This window comes from Viridibacillus sp. FSL H8-0110 (assembly GCF_038003565.1).
Taxonomy (GTDB): Bacteria; Bacillota; Bacilli; order Bacillales_A; family Planococcaceae; genus Viridibacillus; species Viridibacillus arenosi.
In genome coordinates this window covers 1-26,835 of sequence record NZ_JBBOPJ010000001.1, presented here as the reverse complement: position 1 = coordinate 26,835, position 26,835 = coordinate 1, and the positions used below count along the sequence as shown (strand labels likewise).

Genomic DNA, 26,835 nt, shown 5'->3' with positions numbered 1-26,835 from the left:
ATATAAAAAGATTCAGTTTACACGTAAATCATATGGTCAGAAGAGGTGATATGATGGATATGCTTATGTTTCAGCTAGAAAGAAACTCTATTAAACCTATGTACGAACAGCTTTACGAAGGCATTAAGAAGGGCATTACAGAAGGTACAATACCAACTGAATCTAAACTCCCTTCAAAAAGAAAATTAGCTGAATTTTTAAATATTAGTCAAACAACAATTGAACTCGCCTATGCACAATTGCTAGCAGAAGGCTTTATTGCCTCAATGCCTCGCGTCGGATATTTTGTAGAAGCTGTTGAAGAACTTGCTTATGTAGAAAAAGATATTCAACATCCAGCGATTCCACCTTCCTTATCCCGAGAAACATTTAAAATAGATTTTAACCCGGGACAAATTGATACAGAATCATTCCCATTCCATCTATGGAGGAAATATGCGAAGGAAGCAATTGATGAGCAATCTCAAGATCTATTACTAATTGGCTCGCCCCAAGGAGAGCAAGAATTACGCGAGGAAATTGCAACGTATTTATATCAATCAAGAGGTGTTATATGCGCACCCAATCAAATTGTAATTGGCTCTGGAACAGAACAACTTATGCCTATGATTATTCGCCTCCTAGGAGCCTCTTCTCGCTTTGGAATTGAAAATCCAGGTTATCCTTTAACCCATCACATATTTAAGCAAACAGATCGTCCTGCTATACCGATAAATGTAGATGATGAAGGTCTATTGGTCAATGATTTGGAGAACTCTAAGGCTAACGTTGTCTATGTCACGCCTTCGCATCAATTTCCGACTGGCGCAGTATTATCTGCCCCGCGTAGAGCACAGCTTTTAAACTGGGCTTCTCAAAAGGATGATCGTTATATCATCGAAGACGATTATGATAGTGAATTTCGTTATATTGGGAAACCAATTGCTGCATTACAGGGAATGGATAAAAGTGACAGTGTGATTTACATAAGTACCTTTTCTAAATCACTCATGCCTTCGCTACGTATTGCCTATTTTGTACTACCTCCAAATTTAGTAGAAGTGTACAACCAGGCATTTAATTACTATACATCGACAGTACCTCGCTTTGAACAGCATATTCTCGCACAATTCATGCGAGATGGCCATTTTGCGAAGCATTTAAATCGAATGCGTAAAATCTATCGTAAAAAATTAGAAAAGCTTACAATAGCTCTAGAACCATTTTCACCAACAGTTAAAATTTCAGGTGAACAAGCAGGTATGCATATCGTACTAACAATTTCTCACACAAAAAATGCAACAGAATTGAAAGACTTGGCTCAAGAAAAAGGTATTCGTATTATACCTATTCAGGAATATATGATGGATACAATTCTAAATGGAAAATCGGCACAGTTTCTCCTTGGTTTTGGGGGAATCAAAGATGAAGAAATTAATCAATCTGTGCAACAATTAATGGATGCTTGGGGAATTAAGGCATAATAAAAAGGCAATCGTCGTGATTGCCTTTTTTATATTAGAATATTTTATTCCATAAATCTGAGAAGAAGTTACCAATACCTTTGAAAGCTCGGGAAATCCAGCCAGACTTCTCAACAGTATTTGTAGTGACTACCTCTGCATTATTTACTTCTCCATCGATAAATCCATAATCTTTACCTTCGGTTTTTTCGATTTCAACATGTCCAACAACAGCACCTTTTTTAACAGGTGCGTCTAGTTCTTTTTTATCTAGTACTAATTTTGGTTTATATAAATCTCTATCTGAAGTTTTTACCATAATTGAAATTGCTTCTTTTGTAGCAATATTCACTTTATCTTCTTTACCATCAATTACAGGTATCGATTTTTGTCCTTTAAACGTATAGTTGGCCGGGACAATTTCTTCTGTAGTAAATTGATTGAAACCATAGTCGAATAATGCGCGTGTTGCATCAAAACGAGCTTTATATGTTCCTTCACCTTTAGCATCTACAGCATCTAAAACAACTGCAATTAGACGTGTTCCGTTGCGTGTTGCAGTACCTGTGAAACAGTAACCAGCAAAATCAGTTGTACCCGTTTTTAATCCATCTACACCTTCATATTCAAATACAAGACCCGGTAGCATGAAATTCCAGTTAGACATTTTAATTGCATCATCTGTACCTTCACGGAATGTTTTTTTCGTAATGCTTGAAGTTTTCAATACATCAGGGTGATCTTTTAATAAATGATAAGCTAATTTAGCAACAGATTTTGCGGGCATCTTATTCTCAGCAGTTTTACCAGTACCTGCTGGTTCCATACCGTCTAGTTGTGCATTATTTAAGCCTGTTGAGTTAACGAAAGTATAATTCTTCAAACCCATTTTTTTTGCTTTTTTATTCATCATGTTCACAAATTCTGTTTCTGAGCCAGCAATTGTTTCTGCAATTGCAATAGTCGCTCCATTTGCTGAGTATATTGCCATTGCTTCATACAATTCACGAATTGTATATTCACCGTCAGCACGTAGAGGCACGTTACTAAGTGCACGATTTTGGGAAATTTTATATGCATACTCTGATACTTTATATTTTTGATCCCAAGTAATTTTACCATCATTAATTGCATCTAATAATAGATATTCGGTCATCATTTTTGACATACTAGCAATTCCTAAAGACTTGTCCGCATTCTTTTGGTATAAAATTTTACCTGAGTCTGCATCGATTAAAATGGCACCTTTAACGCGCAAATTCAGCTCGTCTTCTGCATTCGCTGCCTTAGGTATTGTTACAAACATACTTAACAGCAAAGCAGAAACCATGATAAATCGTAACCATGTGTTTTTTCTTGATGTTTTCACCATAATACCTCCATATGTGTTCATATTACTCCTCTTACTCCGCTCATTTTAACATAGATTCAGGGCTCGCAACTACGGTGTATAAAAAAACACCCTTTCTACATCTAGTTTTGACGTAGAAAGGATGGGAAAGTCTCGAAATTATGAGATTGAGTAGTTTGGTGATTCTTTCGTGATCTGAACATCATGTGGATGACTTTCACGTAAACCCGCACCAGTCATACGAACGAACTGTGCATTTTCGCGTAGATCACGAAGATCTTTCGTTCCACAATACCCCATACCTGAGCGAATACCTCCAACTAATTGGTGGATTGTATCTGCTAGAGGTCCTTTGTAAGGAAGACGTCCTTCAATACCTTCTGGAACAAGTTTCTTTGCATCTTCTTGGAAGTAGCGATCTTTTGAACCTTTTTCCATAGCTCCTACTGAACCCATGCCACGATATACTTTAAAGCGACGGCCTTGGAAGATTTCAGTTTCCCCTGGAGATTCAGAAGTACCTGCAAGCAAGCTACCTAGCATTACTACATGTCCACCAGCAGCTAAAGCTTTAATAATATCACCTGAGTATTTAATACCGCCATCAGCAATAATTGTTTTACCTTGTTTACGAGCTTCTGCCGCGCAATCATAAATTGCTGTAATTTGAGGTACACCAACACCTGCTACAACACGAGTTGTACAAATTGAACCAGGTCCAATCCCTACTTTAACTACATCAGCGCCAGCTTCGTAAAGAGCTTTTGTAGCCTCACCTGTTGCAACGTTACCAGCGATAATATCTAATTCTGGGAATGCTGCGCGTATATCTCGTACTACTTCTAAAACACCTTGTGAGTGACCATGTGCTGTATCAATTACAATTACATCTACTTGTGCATCTACTAACTTTTGTACACGAACCATAGAATCTTTCGTAACACCAACTGCAGCACCTACAAGTAAACGACCTAAATGGTCTTTAGCAGCATTCGGGAATTCCATAACTTTTTCTATATCTTTAATTGTGATTAAGCCTTTTAAGACGCCTTCATCATCAACGATTGGTAATTTCTCGATTTTATATTGTTGAAGTATTTTTTCTGCATCATCTAAAGTTGTTCCAACAGGAGCTGTAACTAGATCTTCTTTAGTCATAACTTCTTCAATTTTTTGGGAGTAATCTTGTACAAAGCGTAAATCACGGTTTGTAATAATTCCTACTAATTTAAGGTCTTTATCGTTATTTACAATTGGAACACCGGAAATACGGTATTTACCCATTAAATGTTCTGCATCAAATACTTGATGAGTTGGTGTTAGGAAAAACGGATTTGTAATAACTCCATTTTCAGAGCGTTTTACTTTCTCTACTTGATCCGCTTGCTCTTCAATGCTCATATTTTTGTGGATGATACCAATACCACCTTGACGAGCCATAGAAATTGCCATTGGTGCCTCAGTTACTGTATCCATTCCAGCACTAATAATAGGGATATTCAATTTAATTTTTGGTGTTAAATTAACTGATAAACTTACATCTTTCGGTAATACTTCAGAATGTGCTGGTACAAGTAATACATCATCAAACGTTAAACCTTCTTTGGCAAATTTCGTTTCCCACATTTCGGTAACTCCTCCTGTTTTGTAAAAGAATATTAATTGTAAGATTAACAACGTGACTATTCACTTGTCAAGGACTCTGCGATAAATAAGATTATTTAGAATTGTTCACTTCAATACAGATTTTAAGTCATTTTCAATTTTAGTAGGTGAAGTTTGAGGTGCATAACGAGCTACAACCTTCCCCTCTTTATTTATTAAGAACTTAGTGAAATTCCATTTAATTCCCTCTGTTAGTAAACCTTTTTTCTCTGAAACTAAGTGTTTGAATAGTGGATCAGCATTATCACCCTTTACATCCACTTTTGCAAACATTGGAAAGTTTACTCCATAATTCTTTTGGCAAAATTGCATTGTTTCATCGATATCTGCAAACTCTTGATTATTAAATTGATCACAAGGAAAACCTAAAATTTCAAATCCTTGATGGTTATATTTTTCATACATTGCTTGTAATTCTTTAAATTGTGGTGTAAAACCACATTTACTTGCTGTATTGACAATTAACAACGGTTTACCAGTAAAATCACTTAAATTTTTTTGCTCTCCATCTACCTTTTTAACCGTAAAATTATAGACTACTGTCATGTTCCATACCTCCTGTTAGAATAAATTCTGCCATTCTATTTGATTGTACTTCTTTTAACCATATGTTCTATTTAATATTTGTACAAGAAAAACGAATTCAAATAGAGTATTTATATATAAATCGAGATAGATACATAGGGTTCCTGAATATTCTTTTCATTCTACGTTTAGGTAATGTATTTTAATGGAATATAAACCTTCTAAATTAAGTACAACATTATACTTAATTATAAATATAAGTAATAAAAAAACACAACTGATTAAATCAGCTGTGCTTTGATGTGCCTAGCAACGTCCTACTCTCACAGGGGGAAACCCCCAACTACCATCGGCGCTAAAGAGCTTAACTTCCGTGTTCGGCATGGGAACGGGTGTGACCTCTTTGCCATCATCACTAGACTATATTAGAGAACTTGTTCTCTCAAAACTGGATAAATTACATTGAAGTTCGTTAAGTAAAATTTGGTTAAGTCCTCGATCTATTAGTATTCGTCAGCTCCGTATGTCGCCACACTTCCACCTCGAACCTATCTACCTCATCGTCTTTGAGGGATCTTACTTACTTGCGTAATGGGAAATCTCATCTTGAGGGGGGCTTCATGCTTAGATGCTTTCAGCACTTATCCCGTCCACACATAGCTACCCAGCGATGCCCTTGGCAGAACAACTGGTACACCAGCGGTGTGTCCATCCCGGTCCTCTCGTACTAAGGACAGCTCCTCTCAAATTTCCTACGCCCACGACGGATAGGGACCGAACTGTCTCACGACGTTCTGAACCCAGCTCGCGTACCGCTTTAATGGGCGAACAGCCCAACCCTTGGGACCGACTACAGCCCCAGGATGCGATGAGCCGACATCGAGGTGCCAAACCTCCCCGTCGATGTGGACTCTTGGGGGAGATAAGCCTGTTATCCCCGGGGTAGCTTTTATCCGTTGAGCGATGGCCCTTCCATGCGGAACCACCGGATCACTAAGCCCGTCTTTCGACCCTGCTCGACTTGTAGGTCTCGCAGTCAAGCTCCCTTATGCCTTTACACTCTACGAATGATTTCCAACCATTCTGAGGGAACCTTTGGGCGCCTCCGTTACTCTTTAGGAGGCGACCGCCCCAGTCAAACTGCCCGCCTGACACTGTCTCCTACCCCGCTAAGGGGCATGGGTTAGAAGTTCAATACATCTAGGGTAGTATCCCACCAACGCCTCCTCCGAAGCTGGCGCTCCGGAATCTCTGGCTCCTACCTATCCTGTACAAGATGTATCAAAATTCAATATCAGGCTACAGTAAAGCTCCACGGGGTCTTTCCGTCCTGTCGCGGGTAACCTGCATCTTCACAGGTACTATAATTTCACCGAGTCTCTCGTTGAGACAGTGCCCAGATCGTTACGCCTTTCGTGCGGGTCGGAACTTACCCGACAAGGAATTTCGCTACCTTAGGACCGTTATAGTTACGGCCGCCGTTTACTGGGGCTTCAATTCGCACCTTCGCTTGCGCTAAGCACTCCTCTTAACCTTCCAGCACCGGGCAGGCGTCAGCCCCTATACGTCACCTTACGGTTTTGCAGAGACCTGTGTTTTTGCTAAACAGTCGCCTGGGCCTATTCACTGCGGCTCTCTCGGGCTTTCACCCTACTAGAGCACCCCTTCTCCCGAAGTTACGGGGTCATTTTGCCGAGTTCCTTAACGAGAGTTCTCTCGCACACCTTAGGATTCTCTCCTCGACTACCTGTGTCGGTTTGCGGTACGGGCACCTTTTACCTCGCTAGAGGCTTTTCTTGGCAGTGTGAAATCAGGAACTCCGGACATACGTCCTCGTCATCACAGCTCAACGTTATAGAAATGGGATTTGCCTCATTTCACGCCTCACTGCTTGAACATGCATAACCAACAGCATGCTTACCCTATCCTACTGCGTCCCCCCATTGCTCAAATGGTAAATAGGTGGTACAGGAATATCAACCTGTTGTCCATCGCCTACGCCTATCGGCCTCGGCTTAGGTCCCGACTAACCCTGAGCGGACGAGCCTTCCTCAGGAAACCTTAGTCATTCGGTGGACGGGATTCTCACCCGTCTTTCGCTACTCATACCGGCATTCTCACTTCTAAGCGCTCCACCAGTCCTTCCGGTCTGACTTCACAGCACTTAGAACGCTCTCCTACCACGGACATCTAAGATGTCCATCCACAGCTTCGGTGAATTGTTTAGCCCCGATACATTTTCGGCGCAGCGTCACTCGACCAGTGAGCTATTACGCACTCTTTAAATGATGGCTGCTTCTGAGCCAACATCCTGGTTGTCTAAGCAACGTCACATCCTTTTCCACTTAACAATTACTTTGGGACCTTAGCTGGTGGTCTGGGCTGTTTCCCTCTTGACTACGGATCTTATCACTCGCAGTCTGACTCCCGTGCATAAATCACTGGCATTCGGAGTTTGTCTGAATTCGGTAATCCGGGATGGACCCCTAGTTCAAACAGTGCTCTACCTCCAGGATTCTTTATCACGAGGCTAGCCCTAAAGCTATTTCGGAGAGAACCAGCTATCTCCAGGTTCGATTGGAATTTCTCCGCTACCCACACCTCATCCCCGCACTTTTCAACGTACGTGGGTTCGGGCCTCCAGTAAGTGTTACCTTACCTTCACCCTGGACATGGGTAGATCACCTGGTTTCGGGTCTACAACCACATACTCATTCGCCCTATTCAGACTCGCTTTCGCTGCGGCTCCGTCTTCTAAAACTTAACCTCGCATGTAATCGTAACTCGCCGGTTCATTCTACAAAAGGCACGCTATCACCCATTAACGGGCTCTAACTACTTGTAGGCACATGGTTTCAGGATCTATTTCACTCCCCTTCCGGGGTGCTTTTCACCTTTCCCTCACGGTACTGGTTCACTATCGGTCACTAGGTAGTATTTAGCCTTGGGAGATGGTCCTCCCAGATTCCGACGGAATTTCACGTGTTCCGCCGTACTCAGGATACACTCAAGAGAGAATGAACTTTCAACTACAGGGCTGTTACCTGCTCTGGCGGGCCTTTCCAGACCGCTTCGTTTAACTCATTCCTTTGTAACTCCATATAGAGTGTCCTACAACCCCAAGAGGCAAGCCTCTTGGTTTGGGCTATTCCCGTTTCGCTCGCCGCTACTCAGGGAATCGATTTTTCTTTCTCTTCCTCCAGGTACTTAGATGTTTCAGTTCCCTGGGTCTGCCATCAAGACGCTATGTATTCACGTCAAGATACTGCTCCATTACGAACAGTGGGTTCCCCCATTCGGAAATCTCCGGATCAAAGCTCACTTACAGCTCCCCGAAGCATATCGGTGTTAGTGCCGTCCTTCTTCGGCTCCTAGTGCCAAGGCATCCGCCATGCGCCCTTAATAACTTAACCTAAAAGTTAGTTATTAAGCCTAAAAAACTTAATAATAAAAAATGTGTTACTTAATTTGCTTCAATGTCGTTTTATCCAGTTTTCAAAGAACAAGGTTTTGAAGATCATTTTACAATGAGCCTTCAAAACTGAACGCAAGACGTTAATCGACAGATCCAAGATCTGTTTCCGTAATTATCCTTAGAAAGGAGGTGATCCAGCCGCACCTTCCGATACGGCTACCTTGTTACGACTTCACCCCAATCATCTATCCCACCTTCGGCGGCTGGCTCCATAAAGGTTACCTCACCGACTTCGGGTGTTACAAACTCTCGTGGTGTGACGGGCGGTGTGTACAAGGCCCGGGAACGTATTCACCGTGGCATGCTGATCCACGATTACTAGCGATTCCGGCTTCATGTAGGCGAGTTGCAGCCTACAATCCGAACTGAGAACGATTTTATGAGATTAGCATACCCTCGCGAGTTAGCGACTCTTTGTATCGTCCATTGTAGCACGTGTGTAGCCCAGGTCATAAGGGGCATGATGATTTGACGTCATCCCCACCTTCCTCCGGTTTGTCACCGGCAGTCACCTTAGAGTGCCCAACTAAATGATGGCAACTAAGATCAAGGGTTGCGCTCGTTGCGGGACTTAACCCAACATCTCACGACACGAGCTGACGACAACCATGCACCACCTGTCACCAATGTCCCCGAAGGGAAAACTCTATCTCTAGAGCGGTCATTGGGATGTCAAGACCTGGTAAGGTTCTTCGCGTTGCTTCGAATTAAACCACATGCTCCACCGCTTGTGCGGGCCCCCGTCAATTCCTTTGAGTTTCAACCTTGCGGCCGTACTCCCCAGGCGGAGTGCTTAATGCGTTAGCTGCAGCACTAAGGGGCGGAAACCCCCTAACACTTAGCACTCATCGTTTACGGCGTGGACTACCAGGGTATCTAATCCTGTTTGCTCCCCACGCTTTCGCGCCTCAGTGTCAGTTACAGACCAGAAAGTCGCCTTCGCCACTGGTGTTCCTCCAAATCTCTACGCATTTCACCGCTACACTTGGAATTCCACTTTCCTCTTCTGCACTCAAGTCTCCCAGTTTCCAATGACCCTCCACGGTTGAGCCGTGGGCTTTCACATCAGACTTAAGAAACCACCTGCGCGCGCTTTACGCCCAATAAATCCGGACAACGCTTGCCACCTACGTATTACCGCGGCTGCTGGCACGTAGTTAGCCGTGGCTTTCTAATAAGGTACCGTCAAGGTACGTTCAGTTACTAACGTACTTGTTCTTCCCTTACAACAGAGTTTTACGATCCGAAAACCTTCATCACTCACGCGGCGTTGCTCCATCAGACTTTCGTCCATTGTGGAAGATTCCCTACTGCTGCCTCCCGTAGGAGTTTGGGCCGTGTCTCAGTCCCAATGTGGCCGATCACCCTCTCAGGTCGGCTATGCATCGTTGCCTTGGTAGGCCGTTACCCCACCAACTAGCTAATGCACCGCGGGCCCATCTAGTAGTGACAGCCGAAACCGCCTTTCAGCATTTTGCCATGTGACAAAATGGATTATTCGGTATTAGCCCCGGTTTCCCGGAGTTATCCCAATCTACTAGGTAGGTTGCCCACGTGTTACTCACCCGTCCGCCGCTAAATCAGAAGAAGCAAGCTTCTTCATCATTCGCTCGACTTGCATGTATTAGGCACGCCGCCAGCGTTCGTCCTGAGCCAGGATCAAACTCTCCATAAAAGTAGTTTGAAAGCTCATTAGCTTTGCTAGCGTATCATCCGAAGATGATATCTATTTTTGTTTTGATCCACCAACAGAGTTGATGTTCAAAAACATTTATTGATTAACGTCTTGCATGTTCAGTTTTCAAGGTTCATTTTATCGTGTTGTTTTGACGACTTATAAATCTTAACATTTATATCTTCAACTGTCAACCGCTTTTTAAAAAGTTTTATTTGAAAGTAAAGTTATTAAGTTTTGTTAAGTACGTCTTAGCGACAAGTAATATAATATAACACTTTCGATATAACTGTCAACACTTTTTAATAAAAAATGAAATTCTATCCCTAAAATATAAAACTACTTATCTTTCTAAAGAGTTTCTTCCTATAGAACGACTTAATTAAGGGATAGAATTAATAAAGCTATTCGACGATTAATCTTTCGATATATAATATACGATTCCTTGATAAGTCTATAATTTCTGATGTATCTATTAACTTTACAACTGGACGAGTAGGGGTATCCTTATTTACAAAAACAATTGTTGCTAATGCAAAATTAGATAATTCTACTTTTGTTCCTAACGGTAAATCAGCTATACAGCTAAACAATGTGTGGACAACTTCAATATTAAATTTACCGAATTGCGATTCGCGAATCATTTCTAATACTTTAAATGATGATTCCTTTTCTCTGTATACTCGTTCGCATGTCATAGCATGAAAAACATCAGCTACTGCAATAATATGAGAGTACACAGCAATGGAATTACCTTTCTCACCTAATGGATAACCACTACCATCTAATCGCTCATGATGCTGATATATAGCAATTTTCATATCAGATTTTAAAAGAGGAATATCTTTCACTAATTGTGCACTATAAAAGGGATGTTCTTGAATTTCTTTAAGTTCTAGCTCAGTTAAAGCCCCTGCTTTTTCAAGAATCTTTTTATTTACTTTTGCCATACCGCAATCAGCTAAAGCAGCTGCACTGGCAATTTGAATAATATCACCTTTTGTTAAGCCCATCTTATGCGCAATTACAGCCGAGATTAAACTCAGTGCAACTGAATGATGATAAATATAGTTTTTAGAATCTGAAAGTTCATTCAACGAAAAAATAAGTGCACGATCTCTTAATACATAATCTATTAACGGAAGTATAATAGTACGAACCTTTACAATATCAACTTTACTACCCGCCTGCCATTTAAAAAATTCGGCTTTAAATTCCGCAACACTCTTTCCATATTGGCTAGCAAATGGTGTCATACTTTCTACTACCACTTCATCTTCCTTAACATTATCAGGAACTACCGTAATTTCCTTTTCTTTTTTTTCAATGATTGATGTAGTGAGCACTGGAATTTTTGGAATTTGGAAAGCCTGAAATACAATTAAATGCTCTCTAGTAATTTTAGTATCTTTATATACAATAGGATATTGTGTATTTGCCATTATATCTTCTGCCACAATACTACCCAATCGCAAATCAGCCACTTTCACTAATGTAGCGCTCATATGCACGCACTCCTTTAAAAGATAATTAATTTGTCCTAGTATATATTGTATCTAAAACTTACTTTAATTGTAATATAAATATTCAGTCCTTTTATCAAATTAATTAAATTTTTGTTAGAACAAAAAAACTCCGAGCATTGCACATATAGTGCAGTTGCTCGGAGTTTCTTTAATTTGGTTACATACTTTGTTATTTAATTGGCTCTTCAGCAGTAAGTTCCAATTGGTTTAAATCAGATTCGTTAACCCAGTCTTTATTGTAGTTTTTCACACGTTTGTTAACTGGCATGATTTCTGTGCGGTAGTAAATTGGGAATACTGGCGCTTGTTCAGCCATGTAGACTTGCCAATCCTTAAATGCCTTTGCACGGTATTCTGGATCAATTGCTTCTTCAGAATCAATATTAGCTAGTAATTTATCTAGCTCTGGAGAAGTGAAACGACTATAACTGTAAGATGCATCACGCGCATAAATACCTGATGGAGATGGGTTAGTACCAGTACCCCACGCAGCCATATATACGTCAATATCTTTGTCATCAGCTTTTACTTTATCGTAGAAACTGTTGAATTCGATTAAACGACCTGTTGTTAAAACAACATTTAAACCAGCATCTTTCCAATTTTGCAAGTAAAATTGCATCATAGCTTCATCTTTATCATCGCCAGCCATACCAGCAAGTTTGATTTCAAGTTTTTTACCGTTTTTATCTTCTCGTAATCCATCACCATCAACATCTTTATATCCTGCATCATCTAATAATTTTTTTGCTTTTTCAGGATCATATTTGAATCCTTCTAATGAATCGTCATAGAATGCAGAGAATACTGGTGGAATCAATGAGTTAGAACGTGTACGTAAGCCACCATAATATTCTTCAGCTACTTGCTCAACATCCATTGCATATGCAAATGCTTGGCGTAGACTAACATCTCCCATTTTAGCGTTTGGATCTGTTACGTTTTCACCTTTTTTAGTGTCAAACTTACCAAGTTTAAAACCAACATAAGAGTAAGCCAATTCTTTACGACCTAGTACTGTTAAGTTTTCTAAATCTTTAACTGCATCATAATTCGTTGATCTATACGATGTAGCGATGTCATACTTACCAGCTTTTAGACCTTCTGCAATTTGAGTTGAAGGAACAGTTGTTAAAACAACTTTATCAATTTTAGGTTGGCCATTCCAGTAATGTTCGTTAGCTAAGAATTGTACTGATTCACCATTTACAATTTTATCAAATTTAAATGCACCAAGAGTAACTGGTGTTTTACGGATTTTATCCGATTTGATTAATTCTTTGATTGCTACGTCTTTTAAGTAATGTTTTGGTGCTGCATAGCCCCATAAACCGTCACCACCATTATAAATAGCTGGTGATAATTTTTTGAATGTAATTTCTAAAGTTAAATCATCAATTTTTTTCAAACCTGAGATAGTTTTTGCTTTACCTGCATGGTACTCTGTAGCACCAATAATATTTTTGAAATCCCCATCATAACGAACACCAGTGTAATCTTTGTGACCAATGATCTCATATGGGTAAATAACGTCGTCTATAGTTAAAGGTTCACCATCAGACCATTTTACGCCTTCACGAATTTTAACCGTTACTTTTTTGTTATCAGCGTCTACTTTTAATGAAGCGATACCTTCATCACTGATTAAGAAATCTTCTTTTGTCTTAAAGATTGAATTACTTGCAAAGGCCATAATTTCACTGTCATATGCATCTTCGTATAATTCCGCTGAGAAAATCCCTTTGAACGGTGAATCATTTACAAGAGCGACTTGTAAAGTACCACCTTTGATTGCCTCGTCATTGTTTTCTACAGCTACTGGGAATGCGCTTGTATCTATTTTTTCTTCATCTTTCGGCTTATCCCCGCCACCGCTAGATTCATTTTTCTTGTCTTTGTCTCCGCCACATGCTGCTAAAACTAACACTAAAGCTAATAGCATAGAAACTAAAAACCAATTCTTTTTCTTCATCTTTTTTCCTCCTTTATCATCCTAATCTCTGCCTTGCATCTGCTGAACGACGTAAAGCCTGTCCAACATAATTTATTCCTAACATCAATACTAAAATTAGTAATGCTGCAGGTAACCAAACCCATAACTTCGTAGACAATACTTCGGGATTTGCTGCGTAACTAACAAGAGTTCCTAAACTTGGTGTTGATGGTGGTAAACCGAAGCCAAGGAAGGATAATCCTGTTTCAATGCCGACATTTCCTGCAAAGTTCAATGTCAATTCAACAATAATAAGAGAACTTATATTCGGCATGATTTCTTTGAAAATAATAGTTGAATTACGAGTTCCCATTGTCTTAGAAGCACTAACATAATCTCTTCTGCTTTCTGATAGGGATTTACTACGTATAAGTCTTGCAGTACCTATCCATAAGAAGAGACTCATTATCAATATAAAAGTCGTTACAGTATATTTAGGAATAATTGTAACGAACACGATAATAATCATAGTCGTTGGCAGTGTCAAAAAGAAGTCAATAATACGCATAAATATATTATCGATAAGCCCACCAAAGTAGCCTGTTACTAAACCTATAACAACACCGGCAACTCCAGTGATAATCGTAATAATAATTGCAATTGTAATTGAGTTTCTAGCCCCAATAATTAATTGCCCTAAAATGGATCGCCCACCATGGTCTGCTCCAAGTATAAAGCCGTCACCTGGTTCCGCATATTTACCTCTTATGCTAATACGCATTAATTCCTCTTGATCAATGAAAAATGAGGCTACGTAAATGCCTACAATGATTAACCCTAATAAAATTAAAGAGAACATTGCTAGTTTATCTTTTTTAAACTCCCTTAATATGACTTGGAATCCAGTCGGTGGAGAGCTAATTGTATCTTTTGTCGTGATTGCAGTACTTTCTGTTTGCTGTGTCATCTCTATTCACCTCTCCTTTGTCATTAAGATTCATCATTCTATCCGAATTCTTGGATCAACAATACTCATAATAATATCGGACAGTAGACTACCTAATAATGTTAAGAAGCCGAATAGCATGACAAGCGTTGTAATTACGCTATAATCACGCGATGCAATAGATGAAATAAATAACTGCCCCATCCCCGGGTAGCCAAAGATTGTTTCGATAAATACTGATCCGCCCAATAATCCTGTAATAGTAAATCCGAAGAAGGCAGCGATTGGTAATAATGAGTTTCTAAAAATATGTTTAGTATAAACTTTCGAAATCGGAAGACCTTTACTTCGTGCTGTCTTAACATAATCCATTGATTTCGAATCGATTATTTCCGAACGTAAGTATTGAATTACTCCAGTAGTAGCTAGTAATGCATAAGTGATAGCTGGCAAAAGCATATGATACACTTTGCTCCAGAAATAGCCCCAAGTACCAGGATCGTGAGAAACATCCACCGTTCCGCTAGTTGGGAAAATTGGAATATGATACCCAAACATAAATAAGAAAATCAACGATAATACAAATGTAGGAATCGCATAACTAATAAAGCTATATAAAACAATTCCCTTATCTAACAACGAATCCTGATAGCGTCCAGCCAAAATACCTAACGGAATGGCAATAGCATATAGTAAAACAACACTTAATAACGATAGCCAAAATGTATTTAAAGCACGCTCACCAATAAGTGATGAAACCGCTACTTTAAATGTATAGCTATCACCAAAGTCACCTTGGAAAGCATTTGTAATCCAATTGTAGTATTGGACATACCAAGGATCATAGAATCCAGCTTTTATCCTTAACTCTTCTATTACGTTTGGATCTGTTTCTGGTGTTATTAACCCTGTAAACGGATCACCAGGCATAAACTTCGCCATGACAAAGATAAGTAGACTAAGGACAAATAACTGTGGAATCATAACTAAAAATCGTCTTAATACTGTTTTCCACATTTCAATTGCCTCCTTTTTCTTGCGTATTCATGGCAACCGAATGCGTACTACTTAATTGTTTTAGAGCATAGACTTTGCCATTTTCATCATAATACTTATGTTGTTCCGTTTGATAAAGCGCTTCTACTCCTTGACGCTCTGCTTTGCGTGCAATACGAGTAGAAGGTTCAATATTAGGTATTGCTGATAATAAGCGCTGTGTATATATATGTTGAGGATTTTTATAAACATCCTCACGACGACCAGTTTCAACAAAGCGCCCCTTATACATAATTGAGATATGATCACACATATGTTTTACAACACCTAAATCATGCGAGATAAATAGATAACTCAAGCCATATTCCTGTTGAATATCCTTCATAAAGTTTAATACTTGAGCCTGTACTGATAAATCAAGCGCCGAAACAGGTTCATCTGCAATAATCATTTTTGGATTACAAGCAACTGCTCGTGCAATACCAATACGCTGCTTTTGTCCTCCTGAAAATTCATGCGGATATTTATATTTAGCGTCCTCTGGCATCCCTACAATTGCTAGCAATTCATTAATCCGTTTATTTTCCTCTTGATCACTTAACTTCAAAAAATTCCGAATTGGCTCAGCAATTATATCTTTAATACGTTTTCTTGGATTCATACTAGAATGTGAATCTTGGAAAATCATCTGTATATCTCTGTTATATGGTGAAGTTCTTTCGCGACGTTGATTAGTAACATTTTCTCCTTCATAAATAATGCTACCCGATGTAATTTTCTCAAGTCCGATAATTGCTTTCCCTGTGGTTGATTTACCAGAACCAGATTCACCAACTAGACCATATGTTTTACCTTTTTCAAATTCCATGCTAACACCATCAACTGCATAAACATGATCAACAACTGTATTGAAAAAGCCACCACGAATTGGGTAATGTACACATAAATCTTTTATTTGCATAAAACTCATCTTAGTTGTCCCCCTTCTGCACCTTCGAAATCAAAGTGTTTCCAGCAAGTACATCTTACAAGGTGACCAGGGGAAACTTCATGTAATACTGGGTCTTCCTCATGTGTATCTGCAGCAAGCCACGGAATTCGAGATGAAAAACGGCATCCTTGACGCGGTAAATTTTTAAGTGATGGTACTAAACCTTTAATTACTTGAAGTTTCTCATTTTCGCTATTCATCTGCGGAATTGAGTTAAGTAGTGATCTTGTATAAGGATGCTTAGGGTTATTAAATAACTCCTCTACTGGCGCTTCTTCAATAATTTGACCTGCATACATAACCGCAACACGATCTGCAACTTCTGCAACAACTCCAAGGTCATGTGTAATTAATATAATCCCACTCTTTGTCTCTGCTTGTAATTCTTTCAATAAATCTAGTATTTGTGCTTGAATCGTAACATCCAGCGCAGTTGTTGGCTCATCTGCTACGATAATAGCTGGTTTACAAGCAATGGCAATGGCAATCATGACACGTTGACGCATTCCCCCTGATAATTGGTGTGGAAACTGATTTGCTACTCTTGCAGGATTAGGTATTCCAACTTGATTTAACAGTTCAAGAACACGTTCTGCTCTCTGCTCTTTTGTAAACTTCGTATGGTAAACTAAAGATTCTGAAATCTGTTCACCGATTCGCATTAAAGGATTTAATGCAGATAATGGATCCTGGAATATCATCCCTATATCATTACCACGAATATCATTAAACTTATCTTCTGAAAGTCCCGCAAGGTTTAAATCTTTATAAAGAATCTCACCTGTGACTTTGGTATTGTTTGCAACGTGTAATCCAAGAATGGAAGTAGCAAGTGTACTTTTACCACAACCCGATTCTCCAACAATTGCTAAAATCTCATTTTTATTTAAGTTAATAGAAATATCATCTACAGCATTATAATATGTATCCTTTATTCGAAAACCGGTGTGTAAATTCCTGATGGTTAATAAATTCTCTGAGCTAGCCAAAATGTATCTCCTTTCAAAATCTCGTAGTGTAGATAGAATATTAAGAAAATAATAACAGTGTATTGAGCGAAAATATATACATAAAATTAAATAATATGTAAATTACTTTAAAAAACTCATACAAATGTTATATATTGATTTACATTTTACACACTCATTCCAATTTTAGTCAATCTATTTAATTATTTTTTCTCAATATAGTATAAAAATATGAAAATTCAATCTATTTGTAATGTAAAGCGCTTAACAGCGTCTATTAATCTATTACTTTAAAGTAAGAAAGTATTTAAATAAAATATTTTAATATAATATACAATTTTCTATAGTATTATATTTATTCCTAGAGTGATAACACTTTTTGTCGTTTTTTGTAGAATTATAAATAAAATTTCCTAGAAAAACCCTATAATATTTGGTTTTTTTGTTTATCATGTCACCTCGTCAATTGTTCTTTCCTAAAGCCACAAAAATTACAGTTAATTTCCAATTTTAATTTCACTCTGTCTAATAAAGTTATGAAAATAATAATAAAAAAAGAACCTCGATTAGCTTTAATCGAGGTTCTTCGTATTAATAAATACAATTATTCTGTATCTGTTGGTTCAGAACTTGCATCAGTTTCTTCTACTGTTACTTCTCCTAATCCAGCAGATTCTACATTTTCATCTAACTCTTCATCTTCTTCAGATTCTTTTGCAACTTTTGCAACTGTTGCAACAAGCTCTTCATCGCCTAGACGAATTAGACGTACACCTTGTGTGCTACGTCCTGTTACAGAGATATCATTAATATCCATACGAATCAACATACCGTTAATTGTAATAAGCATTAAGTCTTCTGAACCATCCACTGTTTTCACAGCAGATAAGGGACCGTTCTTATCTGTAATTTGACAAGTTTTAATACCTACACCACCACGAGATTGAATTCTATATTCTTCTTCTGGCGTGCGTTTTCCGTAACCTTTTTCTGTTACAACTAAAATTTCTTGTCCTGGCTCAATCATTTCCATTCCGACAACATAGTCATCATCTTTTAAGCGGATACCACGAACCCCTGCAGCTGTACGCCCCATTGATCGGATGTCTTCTTCATTAAATCGTACAAGCATACCATTACGTGTACCAATGATGATTTCTTTTTTCCCATCTGTAAGACGGACAGAAATTAATTCATCATCTTCACGTAGAGATATAGCTATTAAACCATTGTTACGAATATTAGCAAAGTATGATACAGGAGTACGTTTCGTTACACCAGTACGTGTTGTGAAGATAAAGTAAGCATCATCTTCAAACGAAGGAACGCGTATCATTGCTGTTACTTGTTCATCCTTATCAACACTTAATAAGTTAACAATTGGTAAACCTTTGGCTGTACGACCATACTCAGGGATTTCATAGCCTTTTGCACGGAATGCCTTACCCTTAGATGTAAAGAATACAATTGTATCATGCGTAGACGTATTCATTAGATGTTCAACAAAGTCATCATCATTTGTACCCATCCCTTGAACGCCACGACCTCCACGTTTTTGACTTCGATATGTGTTCGCAGGTAAACGTTTGATATAGCCATTGTGAGTAAGAGTAATAACTGAATTCTCACGAGGAATTAAATCTTCGTCTTCAATCATTTCCATACCGCCAGCAGTGATTTCAGTACGACGTTTATCATTGAAACGTTCTTTCACTTCAAGTAATTCGTCATGAATGATTTTGCGAATTTTACCTTCGTCTGCAAGAATTTCACGTAATTTAGCAATTAAAGCTTGTAATTCTTGATATTCACCTTCAATTTTCTCACGTTCTAAACCTGTTAAGCGTTGTAAACGCATATCTAAAATCGCTTGTGCTTGACGTTCACTTAGGCTGAATTTTTCCATTAGGCCACTTTTTGCTTCGTCACCTGTCTGTGAGCTGCGAATTAAGTGAATAATCTCATCAATATGATCAAGTGCAATACGTAAACCTTCTAAAATATGTGCACGATCTTCAGCTTTTTTCAGTTCGAATTGCGTACGTCTGCGAATTACTACTTTTTGGTGTTCTAAGTAATGATAAAGAGATTCTTTCAAACTCAAAACTTTTGGTTGTCCATCTACTAACGCAAGCATGTTAATACCGAAACTCGACTGCATCGCTGTTTGTTTATATAAGTTATTCAATACAACATTAGAATTTGCATCTTTGCGAATATCGATAGCTACACGCATACCGTTACGGTCAGACTCATCATTAATATTTGTAATACCATCAATTTTCTTATCTCGTACTAACTCTGCAATTTTTTCGATTAATTTCGCTTTATTTACCTGGAAAGGAAGTTCGTGAATAACAATTGTATCTTTACCATTTGATTTTTGTTCTATTTCAACTTTAGCACGAATAATAATAGAACCACGGCCGGTTTCATAGGCACGGCGGATTCCGCTTCGGCCTAAGATTGTACCACCTGTAGGAAAGTCTGGTCCTGGAATAATTTCCATTAGCTCTTCAGTTGTAATTGCTGGATTATCAGAGATTGCTAAAACACCATCAATAACCTCACCTAATTGATGAGGAGGAATGTTAGTTGCCATACCAACAGCAATACCTGAAGCACCGTTGACAAGTAAGTTTGGATAACGTGCCGGTAACACGATTGGCTCTTTTTCATTGCCATCATAGTTATCTTGGTAATCAATAGTGTCTTTATTAATATCACGCAGCATTTCCATTGCGATTTTAGACATACGGGATTCCGTATAACGCATGGCAGCGGCTCCATCACCATCGACAGAACCGAAGTTACCATGACCATCAACTAACATATATCGATAGCTAAAATCTTGCGCCATACGTACCATTGCATCATAAATAGATGAGTCACCATGAGGATGGTACTTACCCATTACGTCACCAACGATACGTGCGGATTTTTTATATGGCTTATCAGAAGTACTACCTAACTCTTGCATACCGTACAAAATACGACGATGTACTGGTTTTAAACCATCGCGGACATCTGGTAAAGCACGAGAGACGATAACACTCATTGCATAACTTAAAAATGAAGTCTTAATTTCTTTACTTATGTTAATCCCCTTAACACCAGGATTATTAATTTCTGACAAAGTGCTTACCTCCCTTCACTAGCTCGTTAAATATCTAGATTTTTCACGTAAACAGCATTTTCCTCGATAAATTGACGACGCGGTTCTACTTCGTCCCCCATCAATTGTTCAAATGTGCGGTCCGCTTCTATTGCGTCATCTAGTTCAACTTGCAGTAATGTACGATGTTCTGGATCCATTGTCGTATCCCATAATTGCTCGGCATTCATTTCTCCAAGTCCTTTATAACGCTGAATACCTGGCTTTGGTAAATTTGGAAGACGCTCTAAAATTTCTTGAAGTTCTTCATCACTATAGCAATATTCAATATGTTTCCCTTGTTTTACTTGGTACAAAGGGGGCTGTGCAATATAGATATATCCCGCTTCAATTATCGGTCGCAGGAATCGGAAGAAGAATGTTAATAATAGCGTTCGAATATGTGCTCCATCGACGTCTGCATCGGTCATGATAACAATTTTATGATAACGTGCTTTTTTTAGTTCGAAATCTTCGCCGATACCAGTACCTATCGCTGTAATCATTGCTCGAATTTCAGCATTGGATAGAATTCTATCAAGACGTGCTTTTTCAACGTTTAAAATTTTACCACGCAAAGGTAATATTGCCTGGAAATGACGATCACGACCAGACTTAGCAGAACCACCGGCAGAGTCACCCTCTACGATATAAATTTCACTCTCATCAGGATGGCGAGAAGAACAATCAGCTAATTTACCTGGTAAGCTAGAAACTTCTAAAGCGGATTTACGTCGAGTAAATTCACGTGCCTTTTTAGCTGCAACGCGTGCACGAGCCGCCATTAAACCCTTATCAACAATTGTTCTAGAAACTGCAGGATTTTCTAATAAAAATCGCTCAAAACGTTCTGAGAACAATGAGTTTGTAATTGTACTAACTTCAGAGTTACCTAATTTTGTTTTCGTTTGCCCCTCAAATTGAGGATCAGGGTGTTTAATCGATACAATAGCAACTAAACCTTCACGTACATCTTCACCTGAAAGATTCGCATCTGCATCTTTAATTAGATTATTTTTACGCGCATAATCGTTAATAACTCGTGTTAAAGCTGTTTTAAATCCAGATTCATGCGTACCGCCTTCATACGTATTGATATTGTTAGCAAACGAGAAAATATTAGAGGCAAATCCAGCATTATACTGCATAGCAATTTCAACTGAAATGCCATCTTTTTCGCCCTTTAAATCAATTGCTTCATGAAGAGGTTCTTTCTTTTCGTTAATATGTTCAACATACGATTTAATACCACCTTCATAGTGGTATGTATTTGAACGTACTTCTTCACCACGTTCATCAGCAATCGTAATACTAATACCACGATTTAAGTAAGCTAGCTCGCGTATACGGTGCGCTAATATATCAAATTCATAAACTGTTGTTTCTTTGAAAATTTCAGGATCAGCTTTAAAGCGTGTTGTTGTTCCTGTTTCTTCAGATTCGCCAATAACTTGAAGTGGCTGATCTGTTTTACCACGACTAAAACTCAAGAAATGTATATGACCATCACGTTTTACATACACTTCAGTTGAAACTGATAATGCGTTTACTACAGATGCACCAACACCATGTAAACCACCAGATACTTTGTATCCGCCACCACCAAATTTACCTCCGGCATGTAGCACTGTCATGATAACTTCAACAGCTGGTTTTCCCATTTTTTCTTGATTGCTTACAGGTATACCACGGCCATTATCGTCAACACGAATCCAGTTATCTTTTTCGATTGTTACTTTAATTTCATCACAATATCCAGCTAAGGCTTCATCGATACTGTTATCTACAATCTCCCACACCAAATGGTGAAGACCTTTAGAACTTGTAGTACCAATATACATACCCGGGCGTTTACGAACTGCTTCTAAACCTTCTAATACTTGTATCTGATCTGCATCATATGCAGCAGGCTGTTTATTTTCTTCCATTGCCATTTGTTCCACCTACTCTTTCATGACATCAGTATGCGTTTTAAATTATTTTACTAACCACTGACCTGTATTAATACTAGGTTTCTTCTACCTCAACAGAACCTTGTTTCACATGAAACATTGCTGCTTCTCGGATTGTATCATGGTCAATTCCTTCAACACTTGTTGTTGTCACAAAGGTCTGAACTTCACCTTGAATAGTATTCAGTAAGTGTGACTGACGGTAATCATCTAACTCTGAAAGAACATCATCTAGTAACAAAATTGGCGCTTCCCCAACTTCTTGTTTAATAAGTTCAATTTCAGCTAATTTGAGTGATAGAGCCGTCGTACGTTGCTGACCTTGAGATCCATATGTTTGTACATCATAGTCATTCACAAGAAACTGCAAATCATCTCTATGTGGTCCAATTAATGTGACACCTCGTTCAAGCTCTCGTGGCAAGGCATCTTGTAACTTCTTCTCTAAGAAATTCGCCATTTCAGCAGTTGTCCAATGCGGGTCCATACCACTTACTGGACGATAACGAATTTGTAATCTCTCTAAATTTCGAGAGATACCAAAATGAATTGGTTCTGCCCACTCCTGGAGTAAATCCATAAATTGAAATCTTTTATGAATAACTTTTACTGCAGCTTGAATATATTGTTCGGTATATACTTCAAACATTACATCTTGCAATGCCGATTTTCCTTGGTTTTTTTTCAATAAGTGATTCCGTTGCTTTAATAGCTTTTGAAATGTTAATAGATCATGTAAATATACTGGAGAAATTTGCCCGATTTCCATATCGAGAAAACGTCTTCTGATTTGGGGACTGCCTTTTACTACAGTTAAATCTTCCGGGGCAAACATCACGACATTCATCTGTCCAATATAATCACTTAAACGGCTTTGTTCTAAATGGTTAACCCTTGCTTTTTTTCCTTTTTTAGAAAGGGTTAATTCCAAAGGTAGATGACCATATTTTTTTTGAACGTCACCTTCTATTTTACCATAATCTTCGCTCCACCGTATCAATTCTTTCTCATTCGAGGTACGATGCGATTTTGCCATCGATAAAACATATATAGATTCCATAACATTTGTTTTTCCTTGTGCATTTTCTCCTAAGAAAACATTGATTTTCGGAGAAAATGACAAGTCTAACGATTCATAATTACGGTAATTCGTCAGCTTTAACCGATCTATATACATGTTATTCTCCGTTCGTTGGACCAGTTATCTGAAATCTCCCTGTCCCAGGAATGTTCACAGTATCGCCAACATATAATTTACGTCCACGGCGATTATCTACTTCCCCGTTTACATAGACATCATTCTCTTGCAAGAACCATTTAGCCATTCCACCTGAGCTAATAGCATCTGTTATTTTTAATAATTGGCCAAGCGTTACAAATTCAGTATCAATAGCAATTTCATTCACAGTTAATTTCATCCTCTTCTATTTTTCTCTATCCCTATATTTTACCGAACTTTTGTTCATAAGTAAAAAGGATAGTCATCGAAACGACTATCCTTTAGTAAAATCAGTTATTTATGACCAGGTCATAAATAATCTTGGGAAATAATTTGCGTCTATCGTTATATCGAAATAGTTATTTTTAGTAAGTACGAACAGGTAAAATCAATTGTAATATAGCATCGTCATGTACAGAGCGAATAATAAATGGTCTCATAGCACCTGTAAATTGAATAACAACATCTTGGCCATCAATTGCTTTTAATGCATCCATCATATATTTTGCACTGAAAGAAATTTTCAATTCTTCCCCTACAAGTGAACTAACTTGAATTTGTTCTTCTACTTTTCCTACCTCAGGTGAATTCGAAGAAATTTCAATCGTGTCATCTTGCATAGTTGTAAAACGTACTACATTGTTACGATCTTCACGTGCAAGTAAAGAAGCACGGTCAATGGCTTGAAGTAAAGAGCGACCATTTACAGTCACATCTGTTTTATATTCTTCAGGAATTAGACGAGATGTATCAGGATAATTCCCTTCTAGTAAGCGTGAGAAGAATAAAACATCATTTGTTTTGAATAAAACTTGTTGGTTTGTCATAACAATATCTACAGGAGTAGTTGCATCGTTCAATATTTTACTTAATTCAGTCAAACTTTTTCCAGGTACAACAACACTAGATTGTTCACTTGGTAAATGTTCTAAAGTAACTTTACGACGAGCAAGACGATGGCTATCAGTTGCAACACATACAAGCTCTCCGTCTTTAATTTGCCAATGAACACCTGTTAATACTGGACGACTTTCACTTGTTGATACTGCAAATACTGTTTCGCGAATAATTGATTTTAATAGATCAGCAGGAACAGTAAATTGATTGTCTTCACTCAACTCTGGTAATAAAGGATATTCAGTTGAATCTAAACCAATTAGGTGAAAGTCAGATTTACCTGAACGAATACGTGTTTGGAATTTTTCTGATACTTCAAATTCAACGTCATTAGTAGGTAACTTACGTACAATCTCATTGAACATTTTTGCTTGCAACACAATTGAACCTGGTTTTTCAACATTGATTAATTGTTCGCCATTTTCTTCAACAGGTATATACGTTTGGATTGTAATATCTGCATCACTACCAGTTAAACGCATTCCTTCTTCGCTTACATCAATTTTTATTCCTGTCAAAATAGGGATTGTTGTTTTTGAACTAACTGCCTTCATGACATCATTTAGTCCATCCAATAAACGATCTCGCATGATATCAAATTTCATAAAATTATACCTCACTTATATATATTATTATTTATTAAAAGATTAATAGATATAGTAGTAGGGCCTGTGGATTTGTGGATAAGTCCAATTTAACGAATAAAATCAGCCTATCCGTGTGTAGACAGGCTGTGTATAAGTATGTTGTTAACTTTCCGGGTTATCCACAGGTTTTTACTTACCTAGCATACTCTTTATCTGTTTAATATCTTGCTGTAATTTCTGATCTTCTTTAAACATGGTTGAGATTTTCTCATGTGCATGGATGACCGTTGTATGATCACGACCACCAAATTCTTCACCAATTTTAGGTAATGAAAAATCGGTCAACTCGCGTGATAAATACATAGCAATTTGACGTGGAAATGCAATTGATTTTGTACGTTTTTTTGCAGTAAAATCTTCTAATTTCACATGAAAGTGTTCTCCAACAGCCTTTTGAATATCTAAAATTGTTACCATTCTAGGTACGGAGTTAGGAATAATATCCTTTAATGCTTGTGCAGCTAATTCAGCCGTAATATCTTGATTTACAAGCGATGAGTAAGCAACTACGCGGATTAAAGCACCTTCTAATTCACGAATATTAGAGTCAATTTGGTTTGCAATATATAGCATAACCTCATTTGGAATATCTAATCCATCAGCCTTTGCTTTTTTTCGTAATATTGCAATTCTCGTTTCTAAATCAGGTGGAGCGATATCCGTTATTAGACCCCATTCAAAGCGTGAGCGTAAGCGGTCTTCCAAAGTTGGAATCTCTTTTGGAGGTCGATCACTAGAGATAACTATTTGTTTCGATTCTTCGTGCAAAGTATTAAATGTATGGAAAAATTCTTCCTGAGTTGATTCTTTTCCAGCTAGGAATTGAATATCATCAATTAGTAGGACATCTACACTGCGATACTTATTACGAAATTCTACAGCTTTGTTGTCGCGGATAGAGTTAATGAACTCATTTGTAAATTTTTCAGATGACAAATAAACCACCTTAGCATTAGGGTTATGTTCCAATACATAGTGGCCAATTGCGTGCATTAAATGGGTTTTTCCTAAACCTACTCCCCCATATATAAATAATGGGTTATATGCTTTTGCTGGTGCTTCTGCAACGGCTAGCGAAGCAGCATGTGCGAAGCGGTTACCAGATCCAATAACGAATGTATCAAATGTGTTTTTTAAGTTCAGCATACCAGGAGAGAAATCTGGACGATCATCTTGTTTTTCTTGAACACGTGGCGATGGAATATCAAAATCATCAAAGCCTGGGTCTTGTTGAACCACAAAACGGATATGCAAATCTTTTCCTGTTAATTCTGCCAAAATAGAAGCAATTAGCTGTACATAGTGATTTTCCAACCATTCACGCCCAAATGAATTTGGCGCTGCAATAGTTACGGTATCACCCTTGTATGAAAGTAGCTTCGTGGATTTAAGCCAAGTTTCAAAGCTTGGTTTTGAGATCTTTTGTTTAACTTGTGAGAGCACTTTGTCCCATAACTCTTCTAAATGTTCCAA

General features: G+C 38.2%; 16 protein-coding genes and 3 rRNA genes. 1 reads left to right on the top strand and 18 read right to left on the bottom strand.

Translation table 11 applies throughout. The features are described 5' to 3' along the window. The first annotated feature begins 53 nt into the window (after nucleotides 1–53). Nucleotides 54–1,463: a MocR-like pyridoxine biosynthesis transcription factor PdxR gene (pdxR, locus tag MHH98_RS00095; RefSeq protein WP_076035515.1), complete on the top strand. Its 1,410-nt coding sequence runs from the start codon at nucleotides 54–56 to the stop codon at nucleotides 1,461–1,463. A 34-nt stretch (nucleotides 1,464–1,497) separates the two neighbouring features. Here pdxR and MHH98_RS00090 read toward each other — a convergent pair whose 3' ends face one another. The 18 genes from MHH98_RS00090 to dnaA form a co-directional block, all read right to left on the bottom strand. Beyond that, nucleotides 1,498–2,835, bottom strand: a complete 1,338-nt coding sequence (locus MHH98_RS00090) for a D-alanyl-D-alanine carboxypeptidase family protein (RefSeq protein WP_340712164.1) — start codon at nucleotides 2,833–2,835, stop codon at nucleotides 1,498–1,500. Between the two features lie 117 nt (nucleotides 2,836–2,952). Further along, nucleotides 2,953–4,419, bottom strand: coding sequence for an IMP dehydrogenase (guaB, locus tag MHH98_RS00085; RefSeq protein ID WP_038181040.1), 1,467 nt, complete (start codon nucleotides 4,417–4,419; stop codon nucleotides 2,953–2,955). Between the two features lie 105 nt (nucleotides 4,420–4,524). Next, nucleotides 4,525–5,004, bottom strand: a complete 480-nt coding sequence (locus MHH98_RS00080) for a glutathione peroxidase (RefSeq protein ID WP_038181043.1) — start codon at nucleotides 5,002–5,004, stop codon at nucleotides 4,525–4,527. A gap of 283 nt (nucleotides 5,005–5,287) precedes the next feature. After that, nucleotides 5,288–5,403: ribosomal RNA gene (gene rrf, locus MHH98_RS00075) — 5S ribosomal RNA — on the bottom strand. A gap of 63 nt (nucleotides 5,404–5,466) precedes the next feature. Beyond that, a 23S ribosomal RNA gene (locus MHH98_RS00070) occupies nucleotides 5,467–8,396 on the bottom strand. Nucleotides 8,397–8,580: 184 nt separating this feature from the next. Next, nucleotides 8,581–10,133 (bottom strand): 16S ribosomal RNA (locus MHH98_RS00065). Together the 16S, 23S and 5S rRNA genes form the textbook arrangement of a ribosomal RNA operon. Nucleotides 10,134–10,537: 404 nt before the next feature. Next, nucleotides 10,538–11,638, bottom strand: coding sequence for an HD-GYP domain-containing protein (locus tag MHH98_RS00060; protein WP_038178742.1), 1,101 nt, complete (start codon nucleotides 11,636–11,638; stop codon nucleotides 10,538–10,540). Nucleotides 11,639–11,828: 190 nt separating this feature from the next. Further along, nucleotides 11,829–13,631, bottom strand: coding sequence for an oligopeptide ABC transporter substrate-binding protein (locus MHH98_RS00055; RefSeq protein WP_038178744.1), 1,803 nt, complete (start codon nucleotides 13,629–13,631; stop codon nucleotides 11,829–11,831). 16 nt (nucleotides 13,632–13,647) lie between these two features. Continuing rightward, nucleotides 13,648–14,559: an ABC transporter permease gene (locus tag MHH98_RS00050; protein WP_038178746.1), complete on the bottom strand. Its 912-nt coding sequence runs from the start codon at nucleotides 14,557–14,559 to the stop codon at nucleotides 13,648–13,650. A gap of 33 nt (nucleotides 14,560–14,592) precedes the next feature. Further along, nucleotides 14,593–15,555: an oligopeptide ABC transporter permease gene (opp4B, locus tag MHH98_RS00045; protein ID WP_038178748.1), complete on the bottom strand. Its 963-nt coding sequence runs from the start codon at nucleotides 15,553–15,555 to the stop codon at nucleotides 14,593–14,595. Nucleotide 15,556: 1 nt separating this feature from the next. Further along, the gene (locus MHH98_RS00040; RefSeq protein ID WP_038178750.1) at nucleotides 15,557–16,504 is read right to left on the bottom strand and encodes an ATP-binding cassette domain-containing protein; all 948 of its coding nucleotides are present in this window, start codon (nucleotides 16,502–16,504) and stop codon (nucleotides 15,557–15,559) included. Continuing rightward, nucleotides 16,501–17,514 (bottom strand): ABC transporter ATP-binding protein, encoded by a 1,014-nt coding sequence (locus MHH98_RS00035; protein WP_038178751.1) that lies wholly within the window; start codon nucleotides 17,512–17,514, stop codon nucleotides 16,501–16,503. The genes MHH98_RS00040 and MHH98_RS00035 overlap by 4 nt, the downstream gene beginning before the upstream one ends. 583 nt (nucleotides 17,515–18,097) lie before the next feature. After that, the gene (gene gyrA / locus MHH98_RS00030) at nucleotides 18,098–20,629 is read right to left on the bottom strand and encodes a DNA gyrase subunit A (RefSeq protein ID WP_038178753.1); all 2,532 of its coding nucleotides are present in this window, start codon (nucleotides 20,627–20,629) and stop codon (nucleotides 18,098–18,100) included. A gap of 26 nt (nucleotides 20,630–20,655) precedes the next feature. Continuing rightward, nucleotides 20,656–22,581, bottom strand: coding sequence for a DNA topoisomerase (ATP-hydrolyzing) subunit B (gene gyrB / locus MHH98_RS00025; protein WP_179078269.1), 1,926 nt, complete (start codon nucleotides 22,579–22,581; stop codon nucleotides 20,656–20,658). A gap of 73 nt (nucleotides 22,582–22,654) precedes the next feature. After that, nucleotides 22,655–23,776, bottom strand: coding sequence for a DNA replication/repair protein RecF (gene recF / locus MHH98_RS00020; protein ID WP_038178755.1), 1,122 nt, complete (start codon nucleotides 23,774–23,776; stop codon nucleotides 22,655–22,657). Between the two features lies 1 nt (nucleotide 23,777). Beyond that, nucleotides 23,778–24,005 carry a S4 domain-containing protein YaaA gene (yaaA, locus tag MHH98_RS00015; RefSeq protein WP_038179148.1) on the bottom strand — a complete coding sequence of 76 codons (228 nt, stop codon included), beginning with the start codon at nucleotides 24,003–24,005 and terminating at the stop codon, nucleotides 23,778–23,780. Nucleotides 24,006–24,183: 178 nt separating this feature from the next. Further along, on the bottom strand, nucleotides 24,184–25,320 hold the full coding sequence (gene dnaN, locus MHH98_RS00010) for a DNA polymerase III subunit beta (protein ID WP_038178757.1): 1,137 nt from the start codon (nucleotides 25,318–25,320) through the stop codon (nucleotides 24,184–24,186). A 171-nt stretch (nucleotides 25,321–25,491) separates the two neighbouring features. After that, the coding region (gene dnaA, locus MHH98_RS00005) for a chromosomal replication initiator protein DnaA (protein ID WP_445329600.1) at nucleotides 25,492–26,835 on the bottom strand (1,344 nt) is incomplete at its 5' end.

Excerpts from the sequence above, each read along its gene's own strand:
- MHH98_RS00090 (WP_340712164.1), bottom strand. The coding sequence starts at position 2,835 with ATGAACACATATGGAGGTATTATGGTGAAAACATCAAGAAAAAACACA.
- MHH98_RS00080 (WP_038181043.1), bottom strand. The coding sequence starts at position 5,004 with ATGACAGTAGTCTATAATTTTACGGTTAAAAAGGTAGATGGAGAGCAA.
- MHH98_RS00055 (WP_038178744.1), bottom strand. The coding sequence starts at position 13,631 with ATGAAGAAAAAGAATTGGTTTTTAGTTTCTATGCTATTAGCTTTAGTG.
- MHH98_RS00060 (WP_038178742.1), bottom strand. The coding sequence starts at position 11,638 with ATGAGCGCTACATTAGTGAAAGTGGCTGATTTGCGATTGGGTAGTATT.
- guaB (WP_038181040.1), bottom strand. The coding sequence starts at position 4,419 with ATGTGGGAAACGAAATTTGCCAAAGAAGGTTTAACGTTTGATGATGTA.
- MHH98_RS00040 (WP_038178750.1), bottom strand. The coding sequence starts at position 16,504 with ATGAGTTTTATGCAAATAAAAGATTTATGTGTACATTACCCAATTCGT.
- gyrB (WP_179078269.1), bottom strand. The coding sequence starts at position 22,581 with ATGGCAATGGAAGAAAATAAACAGCCTGCTGCATATGATGCAGATCAG.
- dnaN (WP_038178757.1), bottom strand. The coding sequence starts at position 25,320 with ATGAAATTTGATATCATGCGAGATCGTTTATTGGATGGACTAAATGAT.
- pdxR (WP_076035515.1), top strand. The coding sequence starts at position 54 with ATGGATATGCTTATGTTTCAGCTAGAAAGAAACTCTATTAAACCTATG.
- recF (WP_038178755.1), bottom strand. The coding sequence starts at position 23,776 with ATGTATATAGATCGGTTAAAGCTGACGAATTACCGTAATTATGAATCG.
- MHH98_RS00050 (WP_038178746.1), bottom strand. The coding sequence starts at position 14,559 with ATGACACAGCAAACAGAAAGTACTGCAATCACGACAAAAGATACAATT.
- opp4B (WP_038178748.1), bottom strand. The coding sequence starts at position 15,555 with ATGTGGAAAACAGTATTAAGACGATTTTTAGTTATGATTCCACAGTTA.